The 11,198-nt window shown below is 72.1% G+C and carries 8 protein-coding genes and 1 pseudogene; 7 read left to right on the plus strand and 2 right to left on the minus strand.

Annotation, left to right across the window (positions count from 1 at the left end; genetic code table 11):
- The first annotated feature begins 22 nt into the window (after positions 1–22).
- The 5 genes and pseudogenes from ACFWZ5_RS22545 to ACFWZ5_RS22565 all read left to right on the plus strand — a co-directional run bounded on the left by ACFWZ5_RS22545 (position 23) and on the right by ACFWZ5_RS22565 (position 6,689).
- On the plus strand, positions 23–868 hold the full coding sequence (locus tag ACFWZ5_RS22545) for a DegV family protein (protein WP_384800279.1): 846 nt from the start codon (positions 23–25) through the stop codon (positions 866–868).
- A gap of 730 nt (positions 869–1,598) precedes the next feature.
- The gene (locus ACFWZ5_RS22550; protein WP_384800282.1) at positions 1,599–2,303 is read left to right on the plus strand and encodes a helix-hairpin-helix domain-containing protein; all 705 of its coding nucleotides are present in this window, start codon (positions 1,599–1,601) and stop codon (positions 2,301–2,303) included.
- Positions 2,300–5,026, plus strand: coding sequence for a ComEC/Rec2 family competence protein (locus tag ACFWZ5_RS22555; protein ID WP_384800285.1), 2,727 nt, complete (start codon positions 2,300–2,302; stop codon positions 5,024–5,026). The genes ACFWZ5_RS22550 and ACFWZ5_RS22555 overlap by 4 nt, the downstream gene beginning before the upstream one ends.
- Before the next feature lie 38 nt (positions 5,027–5,064).
- A pseudogene (locus ACFWZ5_RS22560) lies at positions 5,065–5,485 on the plus strand (transposase); the annotation flags it as partial.
- A gap of 319 nt (positions 5,486–5,804) precedes the next feature.
- Positions 5,805–6,689 carry a YceI family protein gene (locus ACFWZ5_RS22565; protein ID WP_384800288.1) on the plus strand — a complete coding sequence of 295 codons (885 nt, stop codon included), beginning with the start codon at positions 5,805–5,807 and terminating at the stop codon, positions 6,687–6,689.
- 46 nt (positions 6,690–6,735) lie between these two features.
- Here the strand turns inward: ACFWZ5_RS22565 and ACFWZ5_RS22570 are convergent, their stop codons facing one another.
- Positions 6,736–6,981, minus strand: coding sequence for a hypothetical protein (locus ACFWZ5_RS22570; protein WP_384800291.1), 246 nt, complete (start codon positions 6,979–6,981; stop codon positions 6,736–6,738).
- Between the two features lie 57 nt (positions 6,982–7,038).
- Here ACFWZ5_RS22570 and holA point away from each other — a divergent pair, with 57 nt between their 5' ends.
- Positions 7,039–8,025, plus strand: coding sequence for a DNA polymerase III subunit delta (gene holA / locus ACFWZ5_RS22575; RefSeq protein ID WP_384800294.1), 987 nt, complete (start codon positions 7,039–7,041; stop codon positions 8,023–8,025).
- Between the two features lie 734 nt (positions 8,026–8,759).
- Here the strand turns inward: holA and rpsT are convergent.
- The gene (gene rpsT / locus ACFWZ5_RS22580; RefSeq protein WP_384800297.1) at positions 8,760–9,026 is read right to left on the minus strand and encodes a 30S ribosomal protein S20; all 267 of its coding nucleotides are present in this window, start codon (positions 9,024–9,026) and stop codon (positions 8,760–8,762) included.
- A 200-nt stretch (positions 9,027–9,226) separates the two neighbouring features.
- Between rpsT and lepA the strand changes: the two genes are divergently transcribed.
- On the plus strand, positions 9,227–11,092 hold the full coding sequence (lepA, locus tag ACFWZ5_RS22585) for a translation elongation factor 4 (protein ID WP_384800300.1): 1,866 nt from the start codon (positions 9,227–9,229) through the stop codon (positions 11,090–11,092).
- The last annotated feature ends 106 nt before the right edge of the window (positions 11,093–11,198 follow it).

Consider the following 11,198-nt stretch of genomic DNA (forward strand, 5'->3'; position numbering starts at 1 on the left):
TCCTGCGGGTAATCTCCAGCTCATGTCCCGCCATGTCGCGATCGTCACCGATTCAACGGCCTACCTGCCGCAGCGGACGATGGAGCGGCACAGCATCACCTCGGTGCCACTCACCGTGGTGCTCGGCAACCAGGCGCTCGAAGAGGGCACCGAGATCTCCGCCCGCTCCCTCGCGCTCGCCCTGCAGAAGAGGCGGTCCGTGACCACGTCACGGCCCAGCCCCGAAGTCTTCGCGCAGACCTACCGCAAGGTCGCGGAGGCGGGCGCCACAGGCATCGTCTCGCTGCACCTGTCGGCCGAGTTCTCAGGAACGTACGACGCGGCCGTCCTCGCGGCCCGCGAGGCGCCGGTGCCGGTGCGCGTCGTGGACACCGGCATGGTCGCGATGGCCCTCGGCTTCTGCGCCCTCGCTGCGGCGGAGGCGGCGGAGTCGGGCGGCTCGGTGGACGAGGCGGTCTCGGCCGCGGAGAAGAGGGCCGCGAGCACCTCCGCGTACTTCTACGTCGACACCCTCGACTATCTGCGCCGCGGCGGCCGGATCGGCGCCGCCCAGGCACTCCTCGGCTCCGCACTCGCCGTGAAACCGCTCCTCGAGCTGGACGGCGGCCGCATCGAACTCCTGGAAAAGGTGCGCACGGCATCGAAGGCGATCGCCCGGCTCGAGGAGATCGCGGTCGAGTGCGCCGGCGCGCACACCGTCGACATCGCGGTACACCACCTGGCGGCGCCCGAGCGGGCGTCCGCACTGGCGGAACGGCTCAGGGACCGCGTTCCGGCGCTCGCCGAACTGCATGTCAGCGAGGTCGGCGCGGTGATCGGGGCGCATACGGGGCCGGGGCTGCTGGGGGCTGTGGTTTCGCCTCGGTGACGGGTTCTCGCCGCGAGGCGATCTGCGGCGAGGCCGCCCGCGGTGCGGCGCGAGGGGTGGTGCGTTGCGCGTGACGCTGTCGCACGTGTGGGTGACGGAGATATCCACAACTGCCGGGTAATCCCCGGGAATTGAGCAAGATCAACTAGTTGTCGCCGCGGTGCCTAGCGTTTCTGACATGGGACTTCGAGCACCTTCACGAGTAACGGGTACGGCGACGAGCGGGCCGGGGCGGCCACCGGGATCGGACGGCCGGGCGCGGCCGCGCCGAGCGTCCGACGTCCGCGCCGACGGCGACCACGGCGCCTCGGACAGCCATGCTTCCGGCGACCGCATGACGCAGCGTCACGTGCGCAAGCGGGCCCGCCGCAGACGTGCGGCGGCGGAGGCGATGCGGCTGCGGGCGGAGGCACTCTTCGCGGAGCAGGCGCGGGCACCTGCGCCGGTTGAGGCCGGGGCGTATGGCGCAAGCGGGACACGGGGCGTAGGCAAAGGGACCGTGCCGGTGCCGGTGCCGGTGCCGGTGCCGGTGCCGGTGCCGGAGCCGGGGCCGGGGCCGGAGTCAGGGTCAGGGTCAGGGTCGACGTCGGGGTCGGGGTCGGGGTCGGACACGGCGTGCCCGGCGGACGGCGAGGATGTTCCCCGTCGGAAGGCGGCGCCCTCGTGGCGGACGCGGGCCGGGCTCGCGGTGCGGGAGCGGCTGCCGGTCTGGCTGCAGGTGCGGTGCGGCATGGAGCGGCGGAGCGTTCTCGCGCTCAGCGTGGTGCTGCTCGTCGCCGCCGTGTTCGCGGCGCAGCACTTCTGGGCCGGGCGGACCCAGCCGGTCCGTGCGCCGGACGTGGTGGGCGAGGCGGCCGCGCCCGGTCGGCAGAGGGGGCCGTCCATGCCGCCGCCGGGGCCCGACGCGGGGCTGTCAGCGGGTGCCGAAGGTGAGGCCGGCGCCGGAGCGGGTGGTGGCGGCGCGGGCGCGGCCGGTGCGGCAGGCGGCGGGGTCGTCGTGGACGTGCGGGGCAAGGTCCGCAGTCCCGGCGTGCAGCGGTTGCCGGCCGGTTCCCGGGTGGCTGACGCACTGCGGGCGGCGGGCGGAGTCCGTCCCGGCACGGACACGGACGACCTCAACCGCGCCCGGCTCCTCGTGGACGGAGAACAGGTGGTCGTGGGCGGCCCCGCGCCGACAGGGCCGGGAGCGGTAGCGGGCGGCGCCGCGGCAGCCCCGACCGGCGCGCCCGGTGCGGCGACCACCGGACCTGTCGCGCTCAACACCGCCACGGCCGAGCAGCTCGACACTTTGCCGGGAGTCGGCCCGGTCCTGGCGCAGCACATCATCGACTACCGCACGGAGCACGGCGGATTCCGCTCGGTGGACGAGCTCCGCGAGGTCACCGGCATCGGTGACCGACGCTTCGCCGATCTGCAGAACCTCGTACAGCCATGAACCGGAGGGACACACCCACGCCACACCCAGGCACAGCCACCGGGCGGGCGGCCACGGACACCGGGCGGGCGGCAGACACCGGGAGGGCGGACACGCACACGGCAAGACGCACGGCAAGGCATGAGGACACTCACGCGGATGCGCCCCACCGACGCGGCGCGTCCGACCCCCGGCAGGAAGGCCCCGTGGACCTGCGCCTGGTGCCGCCCGCCCTGGCGGCCTGGGCCGCGGCGGCCCTCGCGCTGGACGCTCCACCCCGTCTCGTCGTCGGCGCCGTGGCGGTCTGTGTGGTCGTGGCCGGTGTCCTCCTGGTGACATGGACCACGCGGCGCCGGCGACCGGACCGCGGACGAGGGCGCCTGTGGTGGCCGGGCGGCGCTTGGGGGCGCGTCAGTGTGGCCGCCGTGCTGCTCTGCGCCGGGGCATCGGCGGCCGCCGCCGGACTGCACGGGGCCGACCTGCACCGCGGCCCGGTCCCGGAGCTGGCCGGGCGGTACGCCAAGGTGACGGCCGAGGTCGAGGTGACATCGGACCCGCGCCGCACCAGGCCCAGGGTGACCGGCGACCACACCATGCCACCGTCCGTCGTGCTGAACGCGGAAGTCGTCCGCGTCACGGAGACCGACGGCACGACGAGCACGACACGGGCACCGGTCCTGATCATCGTGCGGGAGGACCGAGAGAAGGGGGAGGGCGAAGAAGGGCAGCGCGGGGAGGGAGCGGGGCGGCCACCGCCGGACGCGCGGGACTCCGGCCGGAGCCAGAGCTCGCCCTGGCTCCGCCTGCTGCCCTCCACCCGGCTGCGCGTACGGGCGGGACTCGCGCCGCCACTGCCGGACAGCGACCGGATCGCGGCGGTGCTGCGGGTGACGGAAGACCGGGCGCCGGTTGTGATCGGGGAGCCGTCCGGGGCGCAGCGGCTCGCGGGAGAGCTGCGCGGTGGGCTGCGGGAGGCGACGGACGGGCTGTCGTCCGACGCCCGGGCGCTGGTGCCGGGCCTGGTGATCGGGGACACCTCCAGGGTTCCGCCGGACCTGGAGCAGGCCTTCCGGGCGACGGACCTCACGCATCTGCTCGCCGTGAGCGGTGCCAACCTCACGATCGTCCTGGCCCTGCTCGTCGGCCCGCCCGGCACGGCCCACCGTGCCGAACGGCGCGGACTGGCTCCGAGGCTGGGCATCCCGCTGCGGACGACCGCGCTGCTCGGCGGGGGACTGACGCTCGGGTTCGTCATCGTGTGCAGACCGGAGCCGAGCGTGCTGCGGGCGGCGGCGTGCGGTCTGATCGTCCTGCTCGCCATTGCCACCGGACGGCGCAGGTCGCTCATCCCGGCGCTGGCCACCGCGGTGCTGTTGCTCGTCCTGTACGACCCGTGGCTGTCACGGAGCTATGGGTTCCTGCTCTCCGTACTCGCCACGGGCGCGCTGCTCACGCTCGCCCCGAGGTGGAGCGCCGGACTTCGACGGCGTGGAGTTCCGGGGCGGCTCGCCGAGGCGCTGGCCGCGGCTGCGTCCGCGCAGGCGGTGTGCGCACCCGTGGTCGCTGTGCTCGCGGCGCGGGTGAGTCTGGTGGCGGTGCCGTGCAATCTCCTCGCGGAGTTCGCGGTCGCGCCCGCCACGGTGCTCGGGTTCGCGGCGCTCGCGGTGGCACCGGTGGCGCTGCCCGTGGCCAAGGCGCTGGCCTGGGGAGCGAGTTGGCCGACCGAGTGGATCGCGGGCATCGCAAGGGCGGGGGCGGCGCTGCCCGGGAGCGGGGTGGACTGGCCGGGCAGCTGGCGCGGCGCGCTGCTGCTCGCCGTCGCCACGGTCGTCGTGGTCCTGGTGGGCCGCAGGCTCATGCGGCACCCGTGGCTGAGCGCGGCCTGCGCGCTGCTGCTTCTCGTCGTGATCGTCCAACCCCCGCCGCTCACACGGGTGATCGCGGGCTGGCCGCCGCCGAAGTGGCGCATGGTGATGTGCGACGTGGGCCAAGGGGACGCGATGGTGCTCGCGGCCGGGCCGGGTGCGGGGGTGGTGGTCGACGCGGGGCCCGACCCGGTGCTGGTGGACCGGTGCCTGCGGGCGCTCGGCATCACGCGGGTTCCGCTGGTCCTGCTCACGCACTTCCACGCGGATCATGTGGCGGGGCTTCCGGGCGTGCTGAGGGGGCGTTCGGTGGGGGTGATTCAGACGACGGGGTTTCAGGAGCCGTCGGGACAGGTGGCGTTCGTGCGGGGGCGGGCGGCCGCGCGGGGTGTTCCGGTGACGCGGGCCGTGGCGGGGGAGCGGCGGCGCGCGGGCGGGCTCGACTGGCAGGTGCTGTGGCCCCAGCCGCGCCCGGCACCGGAGCCGGAGGGACCGAACGACGCCAGTGTCACGCTCCTCGTACGCGTCGAGGGCCTCACCCTGCTCCTGCTCGGCGATCTCGAACCACCCGCTCAGCGAGCCCTGTTGCGCACGTCGGCCGTGGCGGCGCTACCCGCTGTGGATGTGCTGAAGGTCGCCCATCACGGTTCGGCGTACCAGGACCCGGGGTTCCTGCGCCGGACAGCGCCCCGCCTGGCGTTGATCTCCTGCGGCGAGGACAACCCGTACGGACATCCGTCGCCGCGCACGGTCATGGCGCTGCGCGCGGCGGGCGCGGAGGTGCTGCGGACGGACACGAGCGGCGCGATCGCGGTGACCGGAGGGCGGGAGGGGGCGACGGAGGGAGCCGGGCTGGGGGCGGTCACCTGGAGTCGCTAGGTCGTGTACGCAAAGTCGTGTGGCTCGGTGGGTAACTCGTGGTGTGTCGTCAGGAGTTGACCGATCAGGCGTGGGCTGTGATCGAGCCGTTGCTGCCCCGGTCCCGGATGGGGCGTCCGGTCCGGGACCGGCGGCAGGTCGTGAACGGGATCCTGTGGAAGCTGTCCACCGGGGCGGCCTGGCGGGACCTGCCCGAGCGTTTCCGCGCGGGGCGGGCTGACCACGAAGATCCATCTGGCCTGTGACGGCCGGGGTCGGCCGCTGGCGTTCACCTTCACCGGCAAGAACGTCAACGACTGCACATAGGCGGTCCTGCGTGCGCAGGCGTGGGATCGCTGCCGCCATCCCTGAACGCGTCGATCAGGTCAGCGGACGTCTGTGGCGCGGCGGGAGCAGGTGCCGGCTCGACCGGGCCGCCTGCCGGCGCTGCAACGCGTCGAACGCTGCTTCAACCGCCTCTTGCCCTGACTATGCGGACATAACCTAGCGAGGGGTGTGGGGAGGGGGAGCCCCCCGAAGGGGATGCGTCCCGAGGTGGGCCCCAGGGAAGGGCGCCCCCAGAAACCGTTCGCAAAAGCTCACCAGAGCGGGCCTCGACGATCACCACGGCGCCCCGTCCCTCCCCGAAGATCAATTCGGGTTACTCGGACAGTCCTAGCAGTTCTCCTGTTTCCGCAACCTTCCTGCTGAAGTGGGCCCGTGTTGCATCGAAAGTCGCAATGGTGATCGAATGCCTCTTCGTTACAGGTGTTGTCAAGGCCCGCGGGGGTGTGTCGCAGTGTTCGGCCGTTGGCTGGGAGACCGTTCGAGCCGGGGAGGGCGGTCGGGGCCGCTGTCGGCGGTGACGGTGCCACCCAGCGCGGGGGTGCTCAGCTGCCGGGTGCTCGACCCGGTCAATGAGCCGGTGGGGCACGCGGAGCTGTCCGTGAGCGACAGCATGGGGCGCAAGGTCGTCAGTGGAGGGACGGATCCGTTCGGGTCGTTCCTGACGACGGTGCCGGCGGGGGAGTACCGCCTGGCGGTGTCGGCGGAGGGCTTCACTCCGTATCGGGCGAACGTGACGGTCGGCGAGGGGGCGCACGCCTCCATGGGGGATGTGACGCTCCAGGTCGCCCAGCTTCCCGCGCTGCCCGAGTCGGGGGACTGGGAGATCGACCCGATGCACTCGTCGATCGCGTTCACGGCGCGGCACATCGGGCTCGCGCGGATCCATGGGCGGTTCAACACGTTCGCGGGTGCGATTCGGCTGGCTGATCGGATGGAGGAGTCGGCCATGCATGTGGTGATCGACGCCTCCTCCATCGATACGGCCGTGAAGATGCGTGACGACCATCTGCGGTCCGGGGACTTCCTGGACGTGGCGCGGTTTCCGACGATGGAGTTCTACAGCGACCGCTTCGTGCACAAGGGCGGCAGCCGCTGGGGGATCACCGGGGCGCTGTCGCTGCACGGTGTGACGCGGACGGTCACGTTGGACACGGAGTACCTGGGTGTCGGCCAGGGGCTTGAGGGCGAGACCCGCGTCGCCTGCCGGGCGACGACCGAGCTGCACCGCGACGACTTCACGATCACGTGGCAGACGATGCTCGCCCGGGGCATCGCGGCGGTCGGCGCCAGCATCACGATCGAGCTGGACATCCAGGTCGTACCGAAGAAGAGCTGACGCCCGGCCCCGCCCGTCCCGCCGTCGCCGGGCCCGCGGCCCCGCGTCACGGGCCTTCGAGCCAGCCCTCGTACTCCGCCGCCAGTTCGTCGAGCGCCGTCGGGTCGAGGCGGCGGTCGGGGTCCTCGACGACGACCAGCCACTGGGCGTCCTCGGCGTCGTCCTCGCCGGCCAGGGCGTCGCGGACGAGCTGGGGTTCCTCGCTCACGCCGAAGCGGTCGGGGAGCTCTTCGGCGACTTCTTCCGCGGCGTCGCGGTCGGGCAGCACCAGGACATGTCGTACGTCGGTCACCTGGTCATTCTCCCGTACGGGACCGGGTGTCAGTGGCGCGTGGGATGCTTGACCGCGATGGCCAGGAAGAACGCAAACGACAATCCGCTCGCTCCTGTCACGGTCGCCGTGGGGCAGGAGGACCTGCTGCTCGACCGCGCCGTGCAGGAGGTCGTCGCGGCCGCCCGCGCCGCGGACGCCGACACGGACGTGCGGGACCTCACCCCCGACCAGCTGGGGCCCGGCACGCTGGCCGAGCTGACCAGCCCCTCGCTGTTCGCCGAGCGCAAGGTCGTGGTCGTGCGCAGTGCGCAGGACCTGTCGGCGGACACGGTCAAGGACGTGAAGGCGTATCTGGGCGCGCCCGTCGAAGAGATCACGCTCGTGCTGCTGCACGCGGGCGGCGCCAAGGGCAAGGGGCTGCTCGACGCCGCGCGCAAGGTGGGGGCGCGGGAGGTCGCGTGCCCCAAGATGACCAAGCCCGCGGACCGGCTGTCTTTCGTACGGGGTGAGTTCCGGGCGCTGGGGCGTTCGGCGACGCCCGAGGCGAGCCAGGCCCTGGTGGACGCGATCGGCAGTGATCTGCGGGAGCTGGCCTCCGCGGTGGCGCAGCTGGTGGCGGACGTGGAGGGGACGATCGACGAGGCGGTCGTCGGCAGGTACTACACGGGGCGGGCGGAGGCGTCCAGCTTCACCGTCGCCGACCGGGCCGTCGAGGGGCGGGCGGCCGAGGCCCTGGAGGCGCTGCGCTGGTCCCTCGCGACCGGTGTCGCCCCCGTCATGATCACGAGTGCGCTCGCGCAGGGCGTGCGGGCGATCGGGAAGCTGTCCTCCGCGCGGGGTGGGCGGCCCGCCGATCTCGCCCGTGAGCTGGGGATGCCGCCGTGGAAGATCGACCGGGTGCGGCAGCAGATGCGGGGGTGGACCCCGGACGGGGTCGCTGTGGCGCTGCGGGCCTGTGCGGAGGCTGACGCGGGCGTCAAGGGCGGTGGGGACGATCCTGAGTACGCGTTGGAGAAGGCCGTGGTCGCGGTCGCCCGCGCCGCGCGGGCCCGTCGGGGATAGCTCCCCGAACGGGCAGGGGGCGGTACCCCTCCGGGGCGGGGCGGACGGCACCGCAGCCCTCTCCGGGGTGGGGGCCGGACTGAGCGCCGCCCTCTCCGGGGGATCCGGCACCGCAGCCTCTCCGGCGCGCCCGGCCTCTCCGGCACCGCAGCCTCTCCGGCGCGCCCGGCCTCTCCGGCACCGCAGCCTCTCCGGCACGCCCGGCCTCTCCGGCACCGCAGCCCCTCCCGGTGCCCGGCCCCTCCGGGAAATTCCGCGCCGCAGCCCTCCAAAATGGGGATCCCCGCACCGCACCCACTTCCCGAGCCGGGGGGATTCCGGGCACCCCCTCCCGGGTCGGGGGGATTCCGGGCACCCCCTCCCGAGCCGGGGGGGATTCCAGGCACCCCCCTCCCAGGTCGGAGGGGATTCCGGCACCGCCGGGACGGCCCGTCGTGGCTGCTCACCGTCGCGGCGGGGATTGATTCCCCCATCCCGCCCCTTCCCGAAACCGGGGGGCTCCGCCCCTGGCCCCCCGCACCGGAGGGCTCCGGGCTCCGCACACCAAAGACATACCGAGGTACACCAAAGACCCCGCCCCCTGTCCTGGAAGGACAAGGGACGGGGTCCCAAGTTCACGCTGTGAAATGAGCTCGCACCCGCGTGGCGAACGCAGGCCGCGTACGAGCTCGGGGGGCCGGTCGGGGGCGGATGAGAGAGGGCCCGCCCTGGTCCTTCCGGCGTTACATCAGGGGTCAGCCCTTGAGGGACGCGACCTTCGAAGCAAGCGCCGACTTCTTGTTGGCGGCCTGGTTCTTGTGGATCACGCCCTTGGAGACGGCCTTGTCCAGCTTGCGGTTGGCGTCGCGCAGGGCCTCGGTGGCCTTCTCGACGTCGCCCGCGGCGGCAGCCTCACGGGTCTTGCGGATCGCGGTCTTCAGCGAGGACTTGACGGCCTTGTTGCGCAGGCGCGCCTTCTCGTTGGTCTTGTTCCGCTTGATCTGGGACTTGATGTTCGCCACGAAAGAGCCTTTTCAGGTTCAGGTACTGCTGATTTCTCTGACATGAGCCTCGTGCTGAGAGGGCTACGAGACACAGCTGCCCACGATATCAGCCGTCCTCCGACCGGCCCAAACCGATCCTCGGGGCCCGCCCGTGGGACCATGGAGGCTACGTATCGATCCGACCGAGGCATAAGGCGCCTCAAGAGACAGGACCCTGCGTGCCCGCGACCCCTATGAATGTGCCCGAGCCGAGCCGTACCGACCCGGCTCTGATCCGCAATTTCTGCATCATCGCGCACATCGACCACGGCAAGTCCACGCTCGCCGACCGCATGCTGCAGCTGACCGGCGTGGTCGAGCAGCGGCAGATGCGTGCCCAGTACCTCGACCGCATGGACATCGAGCGCGAGCGCGGAATCACGATCAAGTCCCAGGCCGTGCGTCTGCCCTGGGCCCCGACCGAGGGCCCTGACCAGGGCAGGACGCACATCCTCAACATGATCGACACCCCGGGCCACGTGGACTTCACCTATGAAGTCTCGCGTTCGCTCGCGGCCTGTGAGGGCACGATCCTCCTGGTCGACGCGGCCCAGGGCATCGAGGCGCAGACCCTCGCCAACCTGTATCTGGCGATGGAGAACGACCTCCAGATCGTCCCGGTGCTCAACAAGATCGACCTGCCGGCCGCGCAGCCGGAGAAGTTCGCCGAGGAGCTGGCGAACCTGGTCGGCTGCGAGCCCGACGACGTGCTGCGGGTCTCCGCCAAGACCGGGCTCGGCGTGGAGGCGCTGCTCGACCGGGTCGTCAAGGACGTGCCCGCGCCGGTCGGCGTCGCGGACGCGCCCGCCCGCGCGATGATCTTCGACTCGGTGTACGACTCGTACCGCGGTGTCGTGACGTACGTGCGTGTCATCGACGGCCAGCTCAACAAGCGTGAGCGCATCCGGATGATGTCCACGGGCGCGACCCACGAGCTCCTCGAGATCGGCACGAACTCGCCCGAGATGCTGCCGGCCGACGGCCTCGGCGTCGGCGAGGTCGGCTATCTGATCACGGGTGTGAAGGACGTCCGGCAGTCCAAGGTCGGTGACACCATCACCACCCTGCACAAGGGCGCCACGGAGGCCCTCGGCGGCTACAAGGACCCGAAGCCGATGGTCTTCTCCGGCCTGTACCCGCTGGACGGGTCGGACTACCCGGAGCTGCGCGACGCCCTCGACAAGCTCCAGCTGAACGACGCGGCCCTGGTGTACGAGCCGGAGACGTCCGCGGCGCTCGGCTTCGGCTTCCGCGTGGGCTTCCTCGGCCTGCTGCACCTGGACGTGATCCGCGAGCGCCTGGAGCGCGAGTTCGGCCTCGACCTGATCGCGACCGCGCCGAACGTGGTCTACCGCGTGATCATGGAGGACGGCACCGAGCACACGGTCACCAACCCGAGCGAGTTCCCGGAAGGGAAGATCGGCGAGGTGTACGAGCCGGTCGTGCGGGCCACGATCCTCGCGCCGTCGGAGTTCATCGGCTCGATCATGGAGCTCTGCCAGGCCCGCCGCGGCACGCTGCTCGGCATGGACTACCTCTCCGAGGACCGCGTCGAGATCCGCTACACGCTGCCGCTCGCGGAGATCGTCTTCGACTTCTTCGACCAGCTGAAGTCCAAGACCCGCGGCTACGCCTCGCTGGACTACGAGCCCACGGGCGAGCAGACGTCCAGCCTGGTCAAGGTCGACATCCTGCTGCACGGCGACAAGGTCGACGCGTTCTCGGCGATCACGCACAAGGACGCGGCGTACGCGTACGGCGTGCGGCTGGTCGCGAAGCTGCGCGAGCTCATTCCGCGGCAGGCCTTCGAGGTGCCCATCCAGGCCGCCATCGGCTCCCGGGTCATCGCCCGCGAGACCATCCGCGCCATCCGCAAGGACGTCCTCGCCAAGTGCTACGGCGGTGACATCTCGCGTAAGCGGAAGCTGCTCGAGAAGCAGAAGGAAGGCAAGAAGCGGATGAAGATGGTCGGCTCCGTGGAGGTCCCGCAGGAGGCCTTCATCGCAGTGCTCTCCAGCGACGAGGGCTCGGCCAAGAAGAAGTAGCCGGGTTCCCCGCCCCGCACGGGAAGCGCCCGCACGGGAAGCGCCCGTCGCCCCGCGTACGAGAAGCGGCCCGCCCGAAACCCGCCCGGCGCGGGACGGATTCGGC

This window comes from Streptomyces sp. NPDC059003, assembly GCF_042740445.1.
Classification (GTDB): domain Bacteria; phylum Actinomycetota; class Actinomycetes; order Streptomycetales; family Streptomycetaceae; genus Streptomyces.